This window comes from Bacillus sp. ME78, assembly GCF_903970865.1.
Taxonomy (GTDB): Bacteria; Bacillota; Bacilli; order Bacillales; family Bacillaceae_G; genus Bacillus_A; species Bacillus_A cereus.
On record NZ_CAJCKK010000002.1, the window covers coordinates 104,939 to 124,404 of the forward strand.

A 19,466-nucleotide genomic window follows, 5' to 3' on the forward strand; every position below is an offset into this window, starting at 1 on the left:
TATGAAGCAGATTTTGTTCATGGATACAACGCTTCGTGATGGCGAACAATCACCAGGAGTAAATTTAAATGAACAAGAGAAGTTACAAATTGCTAGGCAATTAGAGAGGCTTGGTATTCATGTAATGGAAGCTGGATTCGCGGCAGCTTCCGAAGGTGACTTCCAATCGGTAAAACGCATCGCGAATACAATTCAAAATGCTACGGTTATGAGTTTAGCTAGAGCGAAAGAAAGTGACATTCGAAGAGCATATGAAGCTGTGAAAGGTGCTGTATCTCCTCGTCTACACGTATTTCTAGCTACGAGTGATATTCATATGAAATATAAACTTTGTATGTCAAAAGAAGATGTGTTAAATAGTATTCATCGTTCGGTTACGCTTGGAAAATCATTATTTCCGACAGTACAATTTTCTGCAGAAGATGCGACAAGAACATCGAGAGCATTTTTAGCTGAAGCAGTAGAAACTGCGATTCGCGCAGGAGCGAATGTAATTAATATTCCGGATACAGTTGGATATACGAATCCGGAAGAATATTATTCTCTTTTTAGATACTTACAAGAATCCGTTCCATCATATGAAAAAGCGATTTTTTCTTGTCATTGTCACGACGATCTTGGTATGGCAGTAGCAAATTCGTTAGCTGCGGTTGAAGGCGGAGCATTGCAAGTAGAAGGAACGATTAATGGCATTGGAGAAAGAGCAGGGAATGCAGCGTTAGAAGAAGTTGCGGTTGCTCTTCATATTAGAAAAGATTTTTATAAAGCAGAACCTTCGATGACTTTAAAAGAGATTAAGGCAACGAGTACATTAGTAAGCAGGTTAACGGGTATGGTTGTACCGAAAAATAAAGCAATCGTTGGAGCGAATGCATTTGCTCATGAATCAGGCATCCACCAAGATGGGGTTCTAAAAGAAGTAACAACTTATGAAATTATCGAACCAGCGCTTATAGGAGAATCTCAAAATCTCTTTGTACTTGGGAAACATTCTGGCCGTCATGCGTTTACGGAAAAAATGAAAGAGCTTGGTTATGAATTTACAAATGAAGAGCGGGATGCGGCATTCGAAGCATTTAAAAAATTGGCGGATCGTAAAAAGGAAATTACTGAGGAAGATTTACGCGCAATTATGCTTGGTGAAGCAGCATTTGCAGCCCAGCAATATAACATTACGCAATTACAAGTGCATTTCGTATCAAATAGTACACAATGCGCAACAGTTGTGCTGAAGGATGAGGAAGGAAATGTATATGAAGATGCAGCCACTGGTTCTGGTAGTATTGAAGCGATATACAATGCGATTCAAAGAATTTTAGGATTAGAATGTGAATTGGCAGATTATCGCATACAATCTATTACACAAGGTCAAGATGCACTTGCTCACGTTCATGTTGAATTAAAAGAAGGTAGTCACCAAATATCAGGTTTTGGAGTTGCGCAAGACGTATTGGAAGCGTCGGCGAGAGCTTATGTCCATGCAGCAGGGAAATTAAAATCTCTTATAGCGCTTGTGAAATAAATATTTGATAGGTGAGAGAAGCTTTCCTCACCTATCAAATAAAAAGTTCTGAAAATTCAGTTAAAAGGAGTGTTAAAAATGGAAAAACGTATCGTTTGTTTAGCTGGTGATGGTGTTGGTCCAGAAGTTATGGAAAGTGCGAAGGAAGTATTGCATATGGTAGAAAGGCTATATGGACATCATTTTCATTTGCAAGATGAGTACTTTGGTGGTGTTGCTATCGATTTAACTGGGCAACCATTACCACAGCGAACACTTGCCGCCTGTTTAGCGAGTGATGCGGTTTTACTTGGAGCAGTAGGTGGACCAAGGTGGGATAGTGCGAAAGAAAGGCCTGAGAAAGGATTATTAGCATTAAGAAAAGGACTCGGTGTATTTGCGAATGTTCGCCCTGTAACGGTAGAAAGTGCAACTGCACATTTATCACCATTAAAAAATGCTGATGAAATTGATTTCGTTGTCGTTCGTGAATTAACAGGCGGAATTTATTTTTCTTATCCGAAAGAGCGAACGGAAGAAGTGGCGACAGATACACTTACGTATCATCGACATGAAATTGAACGTATCGTTTCGTATGCCTTTCAATTAGCAAATAAGCGGAAGAAAAAAGTAACATCTATTGATAAAGCGAATGTTTTAGAGTCTAGTAAACTATGGAGAAATGTGACAGAAGAAGTAGCACTTCGCTACCCAAATGTGGAAGTAGAACACATTTTAGTAGATGCAGCGGCTATGGAATTAATTCGGAATCCAGGAAGATTTGACGTTATTGTAACGGAAAATTTATTTGGTGATATTTTAAGTGATGAGGCTTCAGTATTAGCTGGATCATTAGGAATGCTTCCATCAGCAAGTCACGCTGAAAAGGGGCCTTCATTATACGAGCCTATTCACGGATCAGCACCGGATATTGCGGGGAAAAATAAGGCGAATCCAATTGCGATGATGCGTTCTGTTGCAATGATGCTTGGGCAATCGTTCGGATTAACGAGAGAAGGATGTGCAATTGAAGAAGCAGTTTCTGCAGTCCTTAAATCTGGAAAATGTACAGCAGATATCGGGGGGACTGAAACGACAACTTCATTTACAAAGGCAGTTATTCAAGAAATGGAAGAGCAAGCGTTAGTAGGGAGAGGAAGATAATGGGGAAAAGGTTACTAGATAAGCTTTGGGAAAGACATGTAGTTGCGACAAATGAAAATGGATTGGATTTATTATATATCGATCTACATCTTGTTCATGAAGTAACGTCACCGCAAGCCTTTGAAGGCTTGCGGCTTACAAATCGAACAGTCCGCAGACCAGATTTAACATTTGCAACGATGGATCATAATATTCCAACGAAAGATGTTTGGAATATTACCGACCGCATTGCGAAGCAGCAACTAGATACACTTCGGGAAAACTGTAAACAATTTCAGGTGCCATTAGCGGATATCGGAGATGAAGAGCAAGGGATCGTTCATGTTATAGGACCAGAACTTGGACTCACACAGCCAGGAAAAACGATTGTTTGTGGTGATAGTCATACAGCAACACACGGTGCTTTTGGCGCACTAGCGTTTGGTATTGGTACGAGTGAAGTGGAACATGTATTGGCCACGCAAACGTTATGGCAACGAAAGCCGAAAGCGATGGGCATTGAGTTAAAAGGAAAGTTACCGCAAGGTGTTTATGCGAAAGATATTATTTTACACCTTCTTTCAAAGTACGGATTAGCAGTTGGAACAGGTTACGTAATGGAATTTTATGGAGAGACCATTCATGCTATGGATATGGAAGAGAGGATGACGCTTTGCAATATGGCAATTGAAGGGGGAGCAAAGGCTGGCATTATTGCACCAGATGAAAAAACGGTTGCTTACGTAAAAGGGCGTAAATATGCGCCGAAAGACTATGAATCTATTAAGGAAAAATGGTCAGAACTTTATACAGATTTAGATGCAGCTTATGATTTACATATTCTGGTAGATGTTACGGGTTTAGCGCCGTACGTTACGTGGGGAACAAATCCTAGTATGGGTGTTCGGATTGATGAGAAATTGCCAGAAAAGCATGATGCAAATGACGAAAGAGCGTTTTCTTATATGGGGTTGAGTCCCGGACAAAGTACGTATGACATTCCAGTTCAACACGTTTTCATTGGATCTTGTACAAATTCTAGGCTTTCTGATTTAGAAATTGCTGCATCTGTCGTGAAAGGTAAAAAAGTAAAAGAAGGTGTGCGAGCACTTGTTGTACCTGGATCTCAAAGGGTAAGAGAAGCAGCGATGCATAAAGGATTACATCGCATATTTGAAGAAGCTGGATTTGAATGGAGAGAGCCCGGATGCTCAATGTGTCTAGGTATGAATCCAGATCAAGTGCCTGAAGGAGAACATTGTGCCTCTACGTCAAATCGCAATTTTGAAGGAAGACAAGGAAAGGGAGCACGAACGCATTTAGTTAGCCCGGCAATGGCGGCAGCGGCTGCGTTACATGGTCATTTTGTTGATATTAGAAAGGAGAGTTATGATGGAGCCATTTCGTATTCATAAAGGTACTGCCGCAGTACTGATGAATGATAACATTGATACAGATCAAATTATTCCGAAGCAATATTTAAAGAGAATTGAAAGAACTGGGTTTGGGAAGTTTTTATTTGATGAGTGGCGATATGATAATAATCGCCAAGAAAACCCTAATTTCCCGCTTAATGCGCAAGAAAGAAAAGGAGCCAGCATATTAATTACAGGTGATAATTTTGGATGTGGCTCGTCTAGAGAACATGCTCCATGGGCGCTTGCTGATTATGGTTTCCGCGTTATTATCGCTGGAGGATTTGCCGATATCTTTTATATGAATTGTATGAAGAATGGCATGTTACCGATTGTAATGGACAAAGATATGCGTGAACAACTTGCAAAAACAGATGCGAGGGAACAAATCACAGTTGATTTAGAAAATGAAATAATTATAACGAATATGCACAGATTCCATTTTACAATCGAGAAAATGTGGAAAGAGAAGTTATTGAATGGTTTAGATGAAATTAGTATTACAATGCAATATGAACAAGAAATAAAAGAGTATGAAAGAAAAGTGGCTTTACATTAAAAAAAGTGACGGAATATTAAAAATGTATTTACATTCAAAATTAACTGTTATATACTATGTGAAAATCAGAGGAGAAAGGGAGTAAGTATTATGAATACAATAAAATCTATTACAATGCTTACACAACTACATCATCATACATGAAACCCTTGAACCTAGCGTGAAAACGTGTAGGTACAAGGGTTATTCCCGTTGTACCTACACTCTACAGAAGAGCCTTGTAGGTATTTTGTCTACAAGGCTCTTTTTATTTTCGGCTTAGGTGAATGAAATAGGCATACATTAGAAGGGGAAAGGTGTGAAAATTTAGATGACAAAATGGAAACGGGCGAACCCGAATGGAACGAGAGATTATTTATTCGAAGAATGTACGTTAATTGAAGAAGTGGAGCAAAAATTAAGGCTTACTTTTTTAGAGAGAGGTTATGAGGAAATAAGAACACCTACAATTGAATTTTATGATGTTTTTGCATTTCAAAATAGACCGATAGATGAAGAGAAGATGTATAAATTTTTTGATGAAAAGGGAAGGATTATCGTTTTACGTCCAGATATGACAATTCCTTTAGCAAGAGTGATTGGAACACAGAGATGGGATACGCCACTTAAAGTGACGTATAGCGGGAATGTATTTCGAGCGAATGAATCCCATTCTGGAAAATATAATGAAATCGTACAAAGTGGTATTGAAGTTATCGGGATTGATAATGTAAGAGCTGAAATTGAATGTGTAATAAGTGTCATTCAAGCACTTCAAAAGTTGAATGTGCAATCTTTTACAATTGAGATTGGGCAAGTACAGTTATATAAATGTATTGTAAAAAAGCTCTCCATCCATGATGAAGAAGAAAGAGTACTTAGAACGTATGTAGAAAGTAAAAATTATGCTGCCCTCTCAAATTTTATCGGAGAAAAGAAATTAGATCGATGCGATGAGACAGTAAGATTACTTGAGAAATTACCAAGGCTATTTGGAAATTTAGAAGTTATTGAGGAGGCAGAAAAGCTTGCTTCAAGTAATGAAATGAAAATGGCAATTGCAAGAGTAAAAGAAATGTATGAAACAATTGAAACGTTAGGATATGGTTCTTACATATCAATTGATTTGGGCATGATTCAACACTTAGATTACTATACGGGTGTTATTTTCAAAGGATATATATATGAAATTGGAGAAGAAATCGTTAGTGGCGGAAGATACGATGAGCTAATTGGGAATTTTGGAGAAATGCTGCCAGCTGTTGGACTCGCGGTACAAGTAAATCAAATTGTGAAGGCGCTGCAAGAGCAGCAAGAACCATATGAACGAAATCAAATTGATATTGTGATTCATTATGAGTTAAATAGATTAGCGGAAGCAGAAAGGTTACGAAATTTACTTCGAAAGGATGGGAAAAATGCTTGGTTATCTCTATTCTCTAATTTAAGCGATACCTTTCAATTTGCAAGAAAAAATAAAATAGGAACGGTCGTTGAGGCAAAGAATGAATATTTAGTGGAATATGTATGGAATGAGAAATGGGTAGTCCAGAAAGAAGGAGAGGCTTCATGCGTAACATTCAAATTGCGTTAACGAAAGGAAGGTTAGAAAAACATGTCATTCCACTTTTTGAGCAGATTGGAATTGATTGTTCCGATCTCAAAAATAAAGGTCGGAAGCTTGTATTTCAAAGTAAAAATACAAATGTTTCATTTATTTTAGTAAAAGCGGTTGATGTTGCTACTTATGTAGAACATGGGGTAGCTGATATTGGGATCGTTGGAAAAGATATTTTAATGGAAAACGAGAAAGATATTTATGAAATGCTGGATTTAGGAGTGGGGATTTGTAAGTTTTGTGTTGCTTCTATTCCTACGTATAATCCGAAGAGTTACCGGAAGAAAAGAATTGCTACGAAATACCCGAATATTACTTCTACTTATTTTCATGATAAGGGAGAGGATGTAGAAATTATTAAAATAGAAGGTTCTGTAGAAATCGCTCCTCTTCTTGGATTGGCAGATGCGATTGTAGATATTGTTGAAACAGGAAAAACATTACAAGAGAATGGACTTATTGTATTTGAGGAAATGCACTCTATATCGGCTCGGATGATTGTAAATAAGGCAGCCTTAAAAACTAAAAAAGACGAAATATTCAGTATTATAAATATGATGGAGCAAGAAATCTTATCAGGGAAATAGGAGGACTTAAAATGAAAATCATTTATGAAGACTTTAAGGAGGCATTATCTAAAGTAAAAGTGCTAAGAGAAAACGCTAATATAATAGAAGAAACTGTTCAAAGAAGTGTAAGAGAAATCATTAGAAATGTAAGGGAAGGGAAAGATGAAGCTTTATCTTTCTATACAAAAAAGTTTGATGATGTAGAGATGAAAGATTTTCGTGTAAGTGAAGAAGAAATACAGCAAGCGAGTATGTTTGTAGAGAATTCATTTTTAGAAGCTTTAAAAGAGGCGAAGAAAAACATTGTTTCGTATCACGAAAAGCAAAAGAAGCACTCAATATTCGATTGTGAAAGTAAAGGCATAATTAGAGGGCAACTCATTCGGCCGTTAGAAAATGTAGGTGTATATGTACCGGGTGGGACAGCCTCATATCCTTCTTCAGTATTAATGAATGTATTGCCGGCGAAACTCGCAGGTGTGAAAAAGATTGTAATGGTAACACCGCCGAGGAAAGGAGGAATTGATCCGCATATATTAGCTGCTGCAAATCTTGCGGGAGTAGATGAAATTTATACGATAGGTGGCGCGCAAGCAATTGCTGCTTTAGCATACGGGACGGAATCGATTCCGAAAGTGGATAAAATAGTTGGACCGGGAAATTTGTATGTCGCTCTAGCGAAGCGAGAAGTATACGGAATAGTAAATATCGATATGATTGCTGGTCCATCAGAAATTGTAGTTGTCGCGGATGAAACAGGTAATGCAAAATATATCGCAGCGGATTTATTATCGCAAGCAGAGCATGATGAGAGAGCAACGGCGATTTGTATTACAACGAATATGGAACTAGCTAAAGAAGTAGAAAAAGAGATAGAAAGACAGTTAGAAATGTTACCAAGAAGTGAAATTGCACGTGAATCAATAAATAGAAATGGAGCCATCTTTATCGTTCCTTCTTTAGAGGAGGCACTAAAGTTATCAAATGAAATTGCTCCAGAACATTTAGAGTTACATATAAAAGAACCGATGAATGCTCTAGATTATGTGAAACATGCAGGTTCTATTTTCCTTGGGTCATATGCACCTGAACCGCTCGGGGATTATTTAGCGGGACCGAATCATGTATTACCAACGAGCGGAACGGCAAGATTTTTTTCTCCGTTATCAGTCGATGATTTCGTGAAAAAATCAAGTTTTATTTCTTATACGGAGGAAGCATTAAAAAATGTACAGCATCACATTGTAGAGCTTGCAAATAAAGAAGGGTTACATGCACATGCGAGAGCAATCCAAATAAGGTTTGAGGAGGAAAAATAATGCGTCAGTCCAGTCAAGTACGTGAGACGACAGAAACAAAAATTAAATTAAATTTGCAGCTTGATGAAAGTACAAATGTATCTATTCAAACAGGGGTTGGTTTTTTCGATCATATGCTTACTTTATTTGCTAAACATGGAAGATTTGGATTGCAAGTTGAAGCAGAAGGGGATGCATTTGTCGATGCACATCACACCGTTGAAGATGTTGGAATTGTACTCGGAAATTGCTTGAAAGAAGCATTGCAAAACAAAGAGGGAATTAATCGTTACGGTTCTGCGTATGTACCGATGGATGAATCTTTAGGATTTGTCGCAATTGATATAAGTGGACGCTCATATTGTGTATTTCAAGGGGAATTAACAAATCCGAAGCTTGGGGATTTTGATACAGAATTGACGGAAGAATTTTTTAGAGCAGTTGCACATGCTGCCAATATTACATTACATGCGCGCGTTCTATACGGAAGTAATACGCATCACAAAATTGAAGCATTATTTAAAGCTTTTGGTAGAGCGCTTAGAGAAGCGGTCGAAAAAAATGCCAACATTACTGGTGTAAATTCAACGAAAGGGATGTTGTAATTGATTGCCATTATAGATTATGGAATGGGGAATATTCGCAGTGTAGAGCAAGCATTAAAATATATTGGGGCAGAGTACATTGTAACGAGTGATAAAGAAGAGATATTGAGAAGCGATGGCGTGATTTTACCGGGAGTAGGTGCATTTCCGAAAGCGATGGACGTATTAGAAGAAAGAGATTTAGTGTGTGTACTAAAAGAGGTTTGTGATATAGGAAGACCACTCCTCGGTATATGTTTGGGCATGCAGCTTTTATTTGAACGAAGTGAGGAACTAAAAGATTGTAGCGGGTTAGGTTTACTACCAGGGGAAATTCGTAAGTTAACAGTTTCGTATAAAATTCCTCATATGGGATGGAATGAATTAAGGAAGGAAAGAGAATTTCCGCTTTGGAATGGATTAGTGGATGGTTCTTTCGTTTATTATGTTCACTCATATTACGCGGATTGTCCAGATGAAATTGTATGCGGAGTAAGTGATTATGGAATGCAAGTACCAGGGTTTGTAGCGAAAGGAAATGTATTTGGTGCACAGTTTCATCCAGAAAAAAGTGGTGAAATTGGCATGCAAATATTAAAAAATTTTCAAGGGGTGGTAGAAGCATGGAAATCTTCCCAGCTATCGATTTAAAAGAAGGACGATGCGTTAGACTTTATCAAGGAGAGTTTAGTAAAGAAACGGTGATGAATGAAGATCCGGTAGCGCAGGCAATCATATTTGAAAAGCTTGGAGCGGAAATACTACACATTGTTGATTTAGACGGTGCAATTGCTGGCGAGTCGTTAAATTTGCCCGTCATTGAAAAAATCTGTAAGGCGGTACGTATTCCTGTGCAAGTGGGAGGAGGAATTCGTTCACTTGTAGCGGTGGAGAAGTTATTGTCAGTAGGTGTAGAAAAAGTGATTTTAGGAACAGCAGCTCTTTATGATAAGTCATTTTTAGAGGAAGCAGTTCGTCTATATAAAGAGAAAATCATTGTTGGAATTGATGCGAAAAATGGTTTCGTAGCAACGAGAGGTTGGCTTGATCTGTCTGAAATTTCTTATATTAGTTTAGCGAAACAAATGGAAAGTTTAGATGTTCAAACGATTGTGTTTACAGACATTTCGAAAGACGGGACGCTTGCAGGGCCAAATTTTGAACAATTGGCGTTACTTCAAAAAAGTGTGGGCATTCGTCTCATTGCCTCTGGAGGAGTGGCATCTATTCAAGATGTGAAAAAGTTAAATGATATGAATATATATGGTGTCATAATTGGAAAGGCGCTTTACGAGAAAACGATTGATTTAGAAGAAGTGTTACAGGTAACGAAGTTATGTTAGCGAAACGAATTATTCCATGTCTAGATGTGAAAGAAGGGCGAGTCGTAAAGGGTGTAAATTTTATAGGATTACAAGATGTCGGTGATCCGGTTGAAATAGCTGAAGCATATAACGTGGCAGGGGCAGATGAAATCGTATTTTTAGATATTACAGCGACTCATGAAGGAAGAAAAACGATTATAGATGTTGTAGAAAAAACAGCAGCTAAAGTATTTATTCCTCTTACGGTTGGCGGGGGGATTTCAAGTGTGAAAGATATGTACAATTTACTAAGAGCTGGAGCAGACAAAGTTTCAATAAACTCAGCGGCAGTGCGAAATCCGAAGCTAATCGAAGAGGGCGCAGAACACTTTGGATCACAATGTATTGTCGTGGCAATTGACGCTAGAAAAGTAGCAGAAGATAAATGGAACGTATACGTCAACGGCGGAAGAGTTGACACAGGAATGGATGCCATAGAATGGGCGAAGCGTGTTGTTAAGCTCGGGGCGGGTGAAATTTTGTTAACGAGTATGGATGCAGATGGAACGAAAAGTGGATATGACCTTCGTTTAACAGAAGAAATTTCAAAAAGTGTTTCCATTCCAGTCATCGCATCAGGAGGCTGTGGTCATACGGATCACATTATAGAAGTTTTTCAAAAGACAACAGTTGATGCAGCATTAGCGGCATCCATCTTTCATTATGGTGAGGCGACAGTGCAGAGTGTAAAGCGAAAATTAAGAGATGCAAATGTTGAGGTGCGGTTATGAAACCTAATTTTTCAAAAGGATTAATACCGGCAATTGTCATCGAAGAAGGTACGAAAGAAGTTTTAATGCTAGCTTATATGAATGAAGAAGCATATGAAAAAACGTTAGAGACGAAAAGAACATGGTTTTACTCTCGTTCGAGGCAGTCGTTATGGAATAAGGGAGAAACATCAGGGAATGTTCAATATGTGCAATCTCTATACTTAGATTGTGATCAAGATTCAATTGTTGTGAATGTGAAACAAGTAGGACCTGCTTGTCATACGGGGGAGAAGACATGTTTTCACTATCAAATTATATAGGGGGATACATATGGAAAATGCCTTTAAGTTGCTGTATAAAACAATTGAAGAACGAAAGGAAAGCCCACTTCCTGAATCGTATACAAATTATTTATTTTCAAAAGGAGAAGATAAAATTTTAAAGAAAATTGGTGAAGAGTGTGCTGAAGTAATTATCGCATGTAAAAATAATGATAAAGAAGAAGTAGTGAAAGAAATGGTTGATGTATTTTATCACTGTTTCGTTTTATTAGCTGAAAAAAATATCGCATTGGAAGATGTCATGCGAGAGGTGAAAGAACGAAATGGAAAGCTTTCGAGAGTTGGGGATAGAAGGGAAATAGATACATTATAAGGGGGAATGTATATGAAAGTAGATTATCATCTTCACTTAGAAGAAGGACCGTATTCAATAGGATGGCTTGCTAAAATAAATGAAGCGTTGGAATGTTATGAACCGCTTCAAGAAAGGCATTCTATGGATTGGCTTATGAAAACACAAGAGCGTTTGCAAAAACGTGTGAAGGAAGGGCCATTTACAACAGAATGGATAGATCTATATTTAGAAGAAGCTGTGCGAAAAGGAATAAAAGAAGTGGGAATTGTTGATCATCTATATCGTTTTCATGAAGCGAAAGGATATTATGAAAAATATGTAGATATTAGTGATTCTAAGCTCGGTCGTATACAGAAAGAATGGTTAGATCAAGTAAGGGTAGTTTCATTGTATGATTTTACAAAGGCAATTGAAGAGGCGAAAGAACGATGGAGTAAAAGAGGTGTCACACTTAAACTTGGAATTGAAGCGGATTATTTTATTGGTTGTGAAGGAGAGTTAAAAGAATTATTAGCGCTAGGAGACTTTGATTATGTAATTGGCTCCGTTCATTTTCTAAATGGCTGGGGATTTGATAATCCAGATACGAAAGAATATTTTGAGGTGCATGACCTACGCGCATTATACGATACGTTTTTTAAAACAGTTGAGAGTGCGATTCGTACCGAGTTATTTGATATTATCGCTCATCTAGATAATATAAAGGTATTTAATTATCGATTGGATGAGAATGAACAGCTTTCTTATTATGAGGAAATTGCCTGTGCGTTAGTAGAAACGAATACGGCAACAGAAATAAATGCAGGATTGTACTATCGTTATCCTGTTCGTGAAATGTGCCCAAGTCCACTATATTTACAAGTATTAGCTAAGTATGGTGTTCCAATTACGATTTCTTCGGATGCCCATTATCCAAATGATTTAGGGAACTATGTACAAGAGAATGTACAAACATTACGAGCGCACGGTGTTACTCAGGTTGCAACATTTACGAAGCGAGCAAGAGTAATGAGGTCGCTTGAAGAAGAAGTAACAAATTCAAAATGAAACGCAATTTTTTGATGAAAACCACCCTTTTTGTTCAAAATAAGAAAGAATGAAAAGGAGGGTAAGAAATGGCGAAACAACAAAATAAACAAAATGTACAAGTTGCACAGCAACAAGCTTATACTTCTGAAACGAATGCTGCATCTCAATCGGTTATTGAGGAGCAAATTAGCGATACGGTTGCAGAAGGAACTATTGATGTGAAGCTCGGAAAAGAATCGCAGGAAAAAGCGTAAGAAGAGGGGAGAGTTGCATCTCCTCTTTTTTCATGGAAAAGTGTCGATTTTCAAAACTATAATCAAATTCCTTGGTTTTTATATGTGGATTTCTTACAATGAAATATAAGAGATATCTTATTTTCTATAGAAGAGGTGTTAGTAGTGGCAAAAATATTAGTAGCGGGAAAAATTCCGGAAATTGGATTAGAACTATTAAAAGATCATGATGTAGAAATGTACGATAAAGAGGAATTAATTTCTATAGATGAATTAACAGAGCGTGTAAAAGATAAAGATGCATTGTTAAGTTTACTTTCGACAAAGGTGCCAAAAGAAGTTATTGATGCAGCGTCTCATTTAAAGATTGTTGCAAACTATGGTGCTGGTTACGACAATATTGATTACACGTATGCGGGTGAAAAAGGAATTGCAGTTACGAATACACCGAAAGTATCAACGGAAGCGACTGCAGAATTAACATTTGCACTTCTTTTAGCAGCGGCGCGTAGAATTCCTGAAGGGGATACGTTATGTCGTACGACTGGATTTAACGGATGGGCACCGTTATTTTTCTTAGGACGAGAAGTCCACGGTAAGACAATCGGAATTATTGGTCTTGGAGAAATCGGGAAGGCTGTTGCAAAACGTGCGAAAGCATTTGGAATGGATGTTTTATATACAGGGCCAAATCGTAAGTTTGAAGCTGAAAGTGAACTGGGAGCAACGTATGTGACGTTGGAAAAATTATTACAAACAGCAGATTTTATTACAATTAACTGTGCTTATAATCCGAAATTACATCATATGATTGATGAAGAGCAGTTTAAAATGATGAAGAAAACAGCGTATATTGTAAATGCTTCACGTGGACCAATTATGAATGAAGCAGCACTTGCTCATGCATTAAAAACGAATGAAATTGAAGGGGCAGCTCTTGATGTGTTTGAATTTGAACCGAAAATTACAGAAGAGCTAAAAGAGTTAAAGAATGTAGTACTTGCTCCACACGTAGGGAATGCAACGTTTGAAACTCGTGATGCGATGGCTGAAATGGCTGTCAGAAATATTTTAGCTGTATTAAACGGCGAAGAGCCAGTAACACCTGTAAATCAAAAGGTATTAGTCACAAAATAAAAAGAAACCTTCCGGACTCGGAAGGTTTTCTTATTTTTCTTTATTCGCTTTTTTAGACGGTCTTTGTCTAATGAATTGAGATAACATGTACAAAATATATAGTGGAATGGCAATGAATAAGAAAACAGAAAAATTGCCAAATCCTGTTTGATACATTGTAATAATGATTCCAACTAAAAATAGTGTAATAATGATGCTATATCGTGGAATTGGTACATCTTTTAAACTTGGGATACGAATGCGGCTCACCATTAAAAATGCGAACGTTACAAATACGGTAATAAGAACGATTTTTGGAATGGTATGTGAAAATAATGTTAAGAAAGCAACAAGCCCTCCCGCTGCTGTAATCGGTACTCCAGTGAAATATTTCATTGAAGTAGAAGATGGTGTTACATTAAATCGTGCTAAACGATATGCTCCGAAAAGAGGGAATAATCCCGCTATGTATAATCCGATGATTCCGTAGTTTGAGAAAGATGTGTAATACATTAAAACAGCAGGTGCTGCACCAAATGTTACGACATCTGCAAGCGAGTCGAGCTCTTTTCCCATTTGTGAATCAACACGTAATAAACGAGCAACACGACCATCAAGACTATCTAACATCATCCCGATAAGTACTAAAATAGCAGCTGATTTATAATATCCTAAAGATGCATAGCCGATTGATAAAAATCCGCTATATAAATTTCCGAGCGTAAATAAGTTTGGAATAGCTGCTCTATACAAAATCTGATCCCTTGCTTTCTGTAATAAATTCTTAATTAGTGTATGAAAGTTTACTTATTTTATCATACCATAAATTTATTCCTCATACGAAAGAAATTACCAATTTGTGAAAGATTTCATAGAAGGGTGATTTAAAAATTAAGTGAAAATAAAAAGAGGAAGCAACTTGTATAAAGTTGCTTCCTTTACTATTCAAATTTCGTTGTCATGGTTCCAGTTTTATATTGATTATTAGGATCGAAACGTAATAAATCTCCATAAATTAATTTATCGGAGAGTTTTAATTCTGTTTTTGCTTTTTCAATATACGGCTGACATAGCGTCATATCAGCTTCTTCACCCGTACTTCTTTTGTAGCACATATTTTTTGTATAAACATACTCTTCAGAAACAAAGCTACCATCACGCATTACCATAAGCGGGTCTTTTTCTTTAATAAATAAGTCAGTTCCAAATTCAACGGATTTATTTGTTTTAATACCAAGTAAATGAAGGAGCGTTGGTTTAATATCAATTTGACCAGATACTTTAGAAACAACTTTTCCTTCTTGACCAGGCACATGAATAATAAGAGGAACTCGTTGTAATTGCATAGAATCGAATGGTGTAATAGTATCTTTTCCTAGGAACTGTGCCATAGCTGCGTTATGGTTTTCGGAAATACCATAATGATCACCATAAATGACAATAACGGAATTATCATACAGTCCTTCTTCTTTTAATTGTTTAATAAATAATTTAAGAGCTTCATCTGTGTAACGAACAGTTGGGAAGTAGCGGTTTACAACACCACTTTCTGAGTTGAATTCATCAACATATTGGTCTTCCGGATTTAGAAGAAACGGAAAATGATTTGTTAATGTAATAAATTTTGTATAGAACGGTTGCGGTAAAGATTTTAACTTTGGAATAGATTGTTCAAAGAACTGTTTATCTTTTAATCCCCAACCGACAGACATTTGTTCCGTTCCTGCGTAATCATTTAAATTAAAGTAACGATCATATCCAAGCGCAGGATACATTACATCCCGATTCCAAAACGTTTTATCATTTGAATGGAAGACGGCAGAAGAATATCCGTATTTCTTTAATTGTTCTGGTGTCGCTGTGTATTCGTTTGTTGCATGAGTAAAGAATACAGAACCACGATCTAGCGGATAAAGTGAGTTTTCAACGATAAATTCAGCATCAGAAGTTTTGCCTTGTCCAGTTTGATGATAGAAGTTATCGAAATAGAAACTATCCTTAATAAATTCATTTAAAAATGGGGTAATTTCTTTTCCATTTATTTTTTTATTAATAACAAAGCTTTGTGTAGATTCCATTGAAATTAAAATTACATTTTTACCTTTTGCAGCTCCAAATAAGTTTTTATCAACTTGTTTGTCTTTTGAGTCTGTATAGTTTTTGATTTCAGAAAATCCATCCCCACTTGCAAATACACGCTCAGCTGAAGACTTGGATTGAAGTGTAATATCAAATAGATGATATGTGTATAAACCTAAATTCTTTACGACAGTTTGACGGTCAAATGAGCGCGAGAACATTTGTGGTTTATAAATAACTGATACAACAATTTGTAGTGCTAATAAAGCTGTTACACCGCTAAAGAAAGTTCGCTTCTCTGAGCGGGAAAGTGGTGTTTTGTCGCCAAATGATGGGAATTTACGCGAAATAAACATTAAAATAATTGCATCTGCAAATAAAAGTAATGTTTTGTACGTAAAGAGTTCTTTTATACTTGTCCCTAAATCAGCCATATTGTTTGTTTGGAATAAAACCGGGAAAGTAACGAAATCGTTATAGAACCCATAAAACATTGCGTTTCCAAATAAAATAAATGACAGTATAAAACTGATTCCAATTATAATTCGGTTTCGGTGCTTAGATGCAAGTAAAGCTAAGCCGAAAAATAAAAGTAACGCAGCTAGTGGATTAATAAAAAGCATGAATTCTTCAAAGAAATTATCAATTTTAATATCAAATGCTAGCTTGTACACAATATATGTTTTAATCCATAGTAAAACGACTGCAACGAGTGCAAATCGCAGTTTTGGAAACAGATGTTGTAGCATAATATACTCCTCTCCTAAAAAGCATGACAGTTCTTGTGAGTCAGTTTGCTTAACGACTCATTTTATATATACGAACAGTCCTTTGTTATTATGATTATTATACTATGAGTATCATTATACGAAAATAAAAGAGAGTTGTGGGCTTTTTTATAATAATCGAGTAGAAAAAGAGTGGTGGGAGACAATAAAACAGAATTTCTATGTATGATAATTATCGTACGCAGAAAGAATCGCGTGATAATACGGAGGTTATAATGCGAAAATTATTATATTTTATAGCATGCAGTAGTGTTATACTTTTTACCTCACCGAGTGTGTCAATAGCTCAATATGATGCACCTCTTATGGAAGATGCACTTTATTCTGTTTTATTTCCAAAAATAAATAAAGCAATTGAAAAACAATATGGAAGTTTGAAACCGTATCAATGTCCTAAAATTATTAGTTTAAAAAAAGTGTATAGCGGTACATATTTATTTCAAGCAAGTATTGAAGTGACAAAGTATGAACGTGTTGCTGGGAAAATTGCTCCCCCATTTGAGAAGGTAACGATTACATTTAATAACGAAGAAGGCGAATGGGAAGTGAGAAAGATTTCAGTAAAGCGCTTACCAAATGATACAAAATTAAACTGTAAAAAAACAATATAAAAAATTGTTTGACAAATAAAATGGTCCTTTGGTATTGTTAATAGCAACAATTAGATGTTTGAAAATTAAATAGACTTACCTCATCTACTCTCAAAGGTAGAGGCCGCGATAGGAAAGAGTAAGCTATGGGAGATTTCATGGAATCTGTGATCATAGGCTGAAAGGGACTATTGCCGAAATATAAGAATAACCATCTTATTCATATATTGGGACTACATTGAATAAATGTAGTACTGTCATAAGATTTATTTTATGGAGAGCTATTTGGAGATGTTGATGCGGTTTCTTATTTTGAGGAGATAACAACTCGTTTATTTTTTCAATATATATTTTTCCTAATAAGAAACGCGTGTGAACATTGTTCCGCGCGTTTTTTGTCTATCTAAAAGCGTGCTGCAATGAATAGAAGATTGGGGTTATGAGTTTTAGAGGAAATAAGGGAGGAATTTAAATGTATTTACACGGCACAAGCCGAATTAATGGGCAAGGACACTTAGAAATTGGAGGGTGCGATACGACGCAGCTAGCAAAGCAATACGGAACACCACTTTATGTATACGATGAAGAGTCTATTCGAGGAAAATGCCGAGCATTTCATCGTGCTTTTAAAGAAAGTGGTTTCTCTTATCAAGTAGCATATGCAAGCAAGGCGTTCTTGTGCATGGAGATGTGCCGAGTAGCTCGTGAAGAGAATATGTCATTAGACGTTGTTTCTGGAGGAGAATTATATACTGCGCTCCAAGCAGGATTTCCAGCATCACGTATTCATTTTCATGGAAATAATAAAACAGAAGAAGAGATAGTGATGGCTCTTCAGGCGAATATCGGTTGTTTTGTCGTAGATAATTTCTTTGAATTAGAAGTTTTACACGATTTAGCGATGCAACATGGAAAGTTTGTGAACATATTAATTCGTGTAACGCCTGGAGTAGAGGCGCACACACATGAATATATTACAACAGGCCAAGATGATTCGAAATTTGGATTTGGCGTTTCAAACGGTCAAGCGATGCAGGCAATTGGATTTGCTTTACAAAAATCCAATTATAATGTGCTAGGGATTCATTCACATATCGGATCGCAAATATTTGAAACAGCTGGCTTTGTTCGAGCGATTGAAGTTCTTCGCCAATTTTTAGAAGAAGTGAGAGAGCAAACAAACTATGTAGTAAAAGTGTTAAATGTAGGCGGGGGATTTGGAATACGCTACACAGAGTCGGATACACCGTTAACTCTTGAGACATATGTGCGAGCTGTAACAAGTGCAGTGAGAGAACAATTTACTGTATGTGAATATCCATTGCCAGAAATATGGATTGAACCAGGCCGTAGCATTGTAGGTGATGCTGGGACAACAATTTATACAGTTGGATCTGTGAAAGATATTCCTGGTATTCGGAAATATGTATCAGTCGATGGTGGAATGACAGATAATTTAAGACCTGCTTTATATAGTGCGCGTTATGAAGCAATGTTAGCGAATCGAGGGAATGATGAGAATGAGGAACTCGTTTCGATTGCGGGGAAATGTTGTGAGAGCGGAGATATGTTGATTTGGGATATTCATTTACCGAAAGTCGCTTCTGCTGATTTACTAGCAGTTTCCTGTACAGGAGCCTACGGGTACTCGATGGCGAATAATTACAATCGGATTCGAAGACCAGCCGTTGTCTTTGCAAAAGGCGGAACATCGCAAGTAGTTGTGGAACGCGAAACATATGAAAATATTATTGGGAACGATCGCATACGTATTAAAGAGCTTGTTTAAATAGAAAAAGGAGTTGTTCGGATGGGCAATTCCTTTTTTGTAAAATAAAATAATTAAAATATATCGGAAAACTAGGATTGAAAAAAATCAGAATTGTGATAAAATACAAATACAAAGCTTATCAAGAGAAGCGGAGGGAACTGGCCCGAAGAAGCTCGGCAACCTGCTTATAGAAAGCAAGGTGCTAAATCCAGCAAAATGGAATCCATTTTGAAAGATAAGGTAAAATATATTACCGAACAGTCTTTTCGAAATGGGAAAGATTTTTTTTATGAATAAAAAGGGGGGCTGTTCGCGTGGGTGTACGGGAACATTTTGATGAAGTATCCGAGAAGATTGAAGCGATGCTTGCTGATATGAAATATGGCTCAATTACAATTGTTGTGCAAGATGGAAAAGTAATTCAGTTAGAGAAAAGTGAAAAAGTACGCTTAAAGTGAAAAGCGCTGACTAGAAAAACTAG

The 19,466-nt window shown here is 36.8% G+C and carries 21 protein-coding genes and 2 riboswitches; of the genes, 19 read left to right on the plus strand and 2 right to left on the minus strand.

All coding sequences use genetic code 11. The features are described from left to right. Position 1: 1 nt before the first annotated feature. From leuA to H6481_RS04265, 16 genes are all read left to right on the plus strand, one after another. Positions 2–1,522, plus strand: a complete 1,521-nt coding sequence (gene leuA, locus H6481_RS04190) for a 2-isopropylmalate synthase (RefSeq protein ID WP_042972357.1) — start codon at positions 2–4, stop codon at positions 1,520–1,522. Positions 1,523–1,600: 78 nt separating this feature from the next. Beyond that, positions 1,601–2,665 (plus strand): 3-isopropylmalate dehydrogenase, encoded by a 1,065-nt coding sequence (gene leuB / locus H6481_RS04195; RefSeq protein ID WP_053564917.1) that lies wholly within the window; start codon positions 1,601–1,603, stop codon positions 2,663–2,665. Continuing rightward, entirely contained in the window at positions 2,665–4,059 is a 1,395-nt protein-coding gene (gene leuC, locus H6481_RS04200; RefSeq protein ID WP_182811074.1) for a 3-isopropylmalate dehydratase large subunit, read from the plus strand. Before leuB ends, leuC begins: the two co-directional genes overlap by 1 nt. After that, positions 4,037–4,618: a 3-isopropylmalate dehydratase small subunit gene (gene leuD, locus H6481_RS04205; protein ID WP_000433187.1), complete on the plus strand. Its 582-nt coding sequence runs from the start codon at positions 4,037–4,039 to the stop codon at positions 4,616–4,618. The genes leuC and leuD overlap by 23 nt, the downstream gene beginning before the upstream one ends. A gap of 310 nt (positions 4,619–4,928) precedes the next feature. Continuing rightward, positions 4,929–6,191 (plus strand): ATP phosphoribosyltransferase regulatory subunit, encoded by a 1,263-nt coding sequence (locus H6481_RS04210; RefSeq protein ID WP_182811076.1) that lies wholly within the window; start codon positions 4,929–4,931, stop codon positions 6,189–6,191. Further along, the gene (gene hisG, locus H6481_RS04215; protein ID WP_182811078.1) at positions 6,167–6,802 is read left to right on the plus strand and encodes an ATP phosphoribosyltransferase; all 636 of its coding nucleotides are present in this window, start codon (positions 6,167–6,169) and stop codon (positions 6,800–6,802) included. Before H6481_RS04210 ends, hisG begins: the two co-directional genes overlap by 25 nt. An 11-nt stretch (positions 6,803–6,813) precedes the next feature. Beyond that, on the plus strand, positions 6,814–8,103 hold the full coding sequence (hisD, locus tag H6481_RS04220; protein WP_089170683.1) for a histidinol dehydrogenase: 1,290 nt from the start codon (positions 6,814–6,816) through the stop codon (positions 8,101–8,103). Next, a complete protein-coding gene (gene hisB, locus H6481_RS04225) occupies positions 8,103–8,687 on the plus strand; it encodes an imidazoleglycerol-phosphate dehydratase HisB (protein WP_182811080.1) in 585 nt (194 codons plus the stop codon). The genes hisD and hisB overlap by 1 nt, the downstream gene beginning before the upstream one ends. Then, on the plus strand, positions 8,688–9,317 hold the full coding sequence (hisH, locus tag H6481_RS04230) for an imidazole glycerol phosphate synthase subunit HisH (RefSeq protein ID WP_182811082.1): 630 nt from the start codon (positions 8,688–8,690) through the stop codon (positions 9,315–9,317). Next, a complete protein-coding gene (gene hisA / locus H6481_RS04235; RefSeq protein WP_000402295.1) occupies positions 9,290–10,009 on the plus strand; it encodes a 1-(5-phosphoribosyl)-5-[(5-phosphoribosylamino)methylideneamino]imidazole-4-carboxamide isomerase in 720 nt (239 codons plus the stop codon). Before hisH ends, hisA begins: the two co-directional genes overlap by 28 nt. Continuing rightward, the gene (gene hisF / locus H6481_RS04240) at positions 10,003–10,761 is read left to right on the plus strand and encodes an imidazoleglycerol phosphate synthase cyclase subunit (protein ID WP_023521478.1); all 759 of its coding nucleotides are present in this window, start codon (positions 10,003–10,005) and stop codon (positions 10,759–10,761) included. Before hisA ends, hisF begins: the two co-directional genes overlap by 7 nt. Beyond that, complete coding sequence (gene hisI / locus H6481_RS04245; RefSeq protein ID WP_000803964.1) at positions 10,758–11,063, plus strand: phosphoribosyl-AMP cyclohydrolase; 306 nt, start codon at positions 10,758–10,760, stop codon at positions 11,061–11,063. The genes hisF and hisI overlap by 4 nt, the downstream gene beginning before the upstream one ends. A gap of 10 nt (positions 11,064–11,073) precedes the next feature. After that, positions 11,074–11,397, plus strand: coding sequence for a phosphoribosyl-ATP diphosphatase (gene hisE / locus H6481_RS04250; protein WP_000426355.1), 324 nt, complete (start codon positions 11,074–11,076; stop codon positions 11,395–11,397). 12 nt (positions 11,398–11,409) lie between these two features. After that, the gene (locus H6481_RS04255) at positions 11,410–12,426 is read left to right on the plus strand and encodes a histidinol phosphate phosphatase domain-containing protein (RefSeq protein WP_000861843.1); all 1,017 of its coding nucleotides are present in this window, start codon (positions 11,410–11,412) and stop codon (positions 12,424–12,426) included. A gap of 68 nt (positions 12,427–12,494) precedes the next feature. Further along, positions 12,495–12,662: a DUF4025 domain-containing protein gene (locus tag H6481_RS04260; protein WP_001118893.1), complete on the plus strand. Its 168-nt coding sequence runs from the start codon at positions 12,495–12,497 to the stop codon at positions 12,660–12,662. A 144-nt stretch (positions 12,663–12,806) separates the two neighbouring features. Further along, positions 12,807–13,778, plus strand: a complete 972-nt coding sequence (locus H6481_RS04265; protein ID WP_001062841.1) for an NAD(P)-dependent oxidoreductase — start codon at positions 12,807–12,809, stop codon at positions 13,776–13,778. 30 nt (positions 13,779–13,808) lie between these two features. Here H6481_RS04265 and pssA read toward each other — a convergent pair whose 3' ends face one another. Both pssA and H6481_RS04275 read right to left on the minus strand, forming a co-directional pair. After that, a complete protein-coding gene (gene pssA / locus H6481_RS04270) occupies positions 13,809–14,510 on the minus strand; it encodes a CDP-diacylglycerol--serine O-phosphatidyltransferase (RefSeq protein WP_000285417.1) in 702 nt (233 codons plus the stop codon). A gap of 188 nt (positions 14,511–14,698) precedes the next feature. After that, positions 14,699–16,585: an LTA synthase family protein gene (locus tag H6481_RS04275; RefSeq protein ID WP_000939084.1), complete on the minus strand. Its 1,887-nt coding sequence runs from the start codon at positions 16,583–16,585 to the stop codon at positions 14,699–14,701. 254 nt (positions 16,586–16,839) lie between these two features. Here H6481_RS04275 and H6481_RS04280 point away from each other — a divergent pair, with 254 nt between their 5' ends. The 3 genes from H6481_RS04280 to H6481_RS04290 all read left to right on the plus strand — a co-directional run bounded on the left by H6481_RS04280 (position 16,840) and on the right by H6481_RS04290 (position 19,443). Further along, positions 16,840–17,235, plus strand: coding sequence for a DUF3888 domain-containing protein (locus H6481_RS04280; protein ID WP_001228819.1), 396 nt, complete (start codon positions 16,840–16,842; stop codon positions 17,233–17,235). A gap of 89 nt (positions 17,236–17,324) precedes the next feature. Then, positions 17,325–17,506, plus strand: a riboswitch (Lysine riboswitch). Positions 17,507–17,686: 180 nt separating this feature from the next. Next, entirely contained in the window at positions 17,687–19,003 is a 1,317-nt protein-coding gene (gene lysA, locus H6481_RS04285) for a diaminopimelate decarboxylase (protein ID WP_000280643.1), read from the plus strand. 115 nt (positions 19,004–19,118) lie between these two features. Next, positions 19,119–19,227: riboswitch (SAM riboswitch) on the plus strand. A gap of 72 nt (positions 19,228–19,299) precedes the next feature. Next, complete coding sequence (locus H6481_RS04290) at positions 19,300–19,443, plus strand: YezD family protein (protein WP_000538896.1); 144 nt, start codon at positions 19,300–19,302, stop codon at positions 19,441–19,443. Positions 19,444–19,466 lie beyond the last annotated feature (23 nt).

Coding starts and splice junctions, on each gene's coding strand:
- hisF (WP_023521478.1), top strand. CDS start 10,003: ATGTTAGCGAAACGAATTATTCCATGTCTAGATGTGAAAGAAGGGCGA.
- hisI (WP_000803964.1), top strand. CDS start 10,758: ATGAAACCTAATTTTTCAAAAGGATTAATACCGGCAATTGTCATCGAA.
- leuA (WP_042972357.1), top strand. CDS start 2: ATGAAGCAGATTTTGTTCATGGATACAACGCTTCGTGATGGCGAACAA.
- hisA (WP_000402295.1), top strand. CDS start 9,290: ATGGAAATCTTCCCAGCTATCGATTTAAAAGAAGGACGATGCGTTAGA.
- leuC (WP_182811074.1), top strand. CDS start 2,665: ATGGGGAAAAGGTTACTAGATAAGCTTTGGGAAAGACATGTAGTTGCG.
- H6481_RS04280 (WP_001228819.1), top strand. CDS start 16,840: ATGCGAAAATTATTATATTTTATAGCATGCAGTAGTGTTATACTTTTT.
- H6481_RS04255 (WP_000861843.1), top strand. CDS start 11,410: ATGAAAGTAGATTATCATCTTCACTTAGAAGAAGGACCGTATTCAATA.
- H6481_RS04210 (WP_182811076.1), top strand. CDS start 4,929: ATGACAAAATGGAAACGGGCGAACCCGAATGGAACGAGAGATTATTTA.
- lysA (WP_000280643.1), top strand. CDS start 17,687: ATGTATTTACACGGCACAAGCCGAATTAATGGGCAAGGACACTTAGAA.
- hisD (WP_089170683.1), top strand. CDS start 6,814: ATGAAAATCATTTATGAAGACTTTAAGGAGGCATTATCTAAAGTAAAA.
- leuB (WP_053564917.1), top strand. CDS start 1,601: ATGGAAAAACGTATCGTTTGTTTAGCTGGTGATGGTGTTGGTCCAGAA.
- hisB (WP_182811080.1), top strand. CDS start 8,103: ATGCGTCAGTCCAGTCAAGTACGTGAGACGACAGAAACAAAAATTAAA.
- H6481_RS04275 (WP_000939084.1), bottom strand. CDS start 16,585: ATGCTACAACATCTGTTTCCAAAACTGCGATTTGCACTCGTTGCAGTC.
- leuD (WP_000433187.1), top strand. CDS start 4,037: ATGGAGCCATTTCGTATTCATAAAGGTACTGCCGCAGTACTGATGAAT.
- hisG (WP_182811078.1), top strand. CDS start 6,167: ATGCGTAACATTCAAATTGCGTTAACGAAAGGAAGGTTAGAAAAACAT.
- hisE (WP_000426355.1), top strand. CDS start 11,074: ATGGAAAATGCCTTTAAGTTGCTGTATAAAACAATTGAAGAACGAAAG.
- H6481_RS04260 (WP_001118893.1), top strand. CDS start 12,495: ATGGCGAAACAACAAAATAAACAAAATGTACAAGTTGCACAGCAACAA.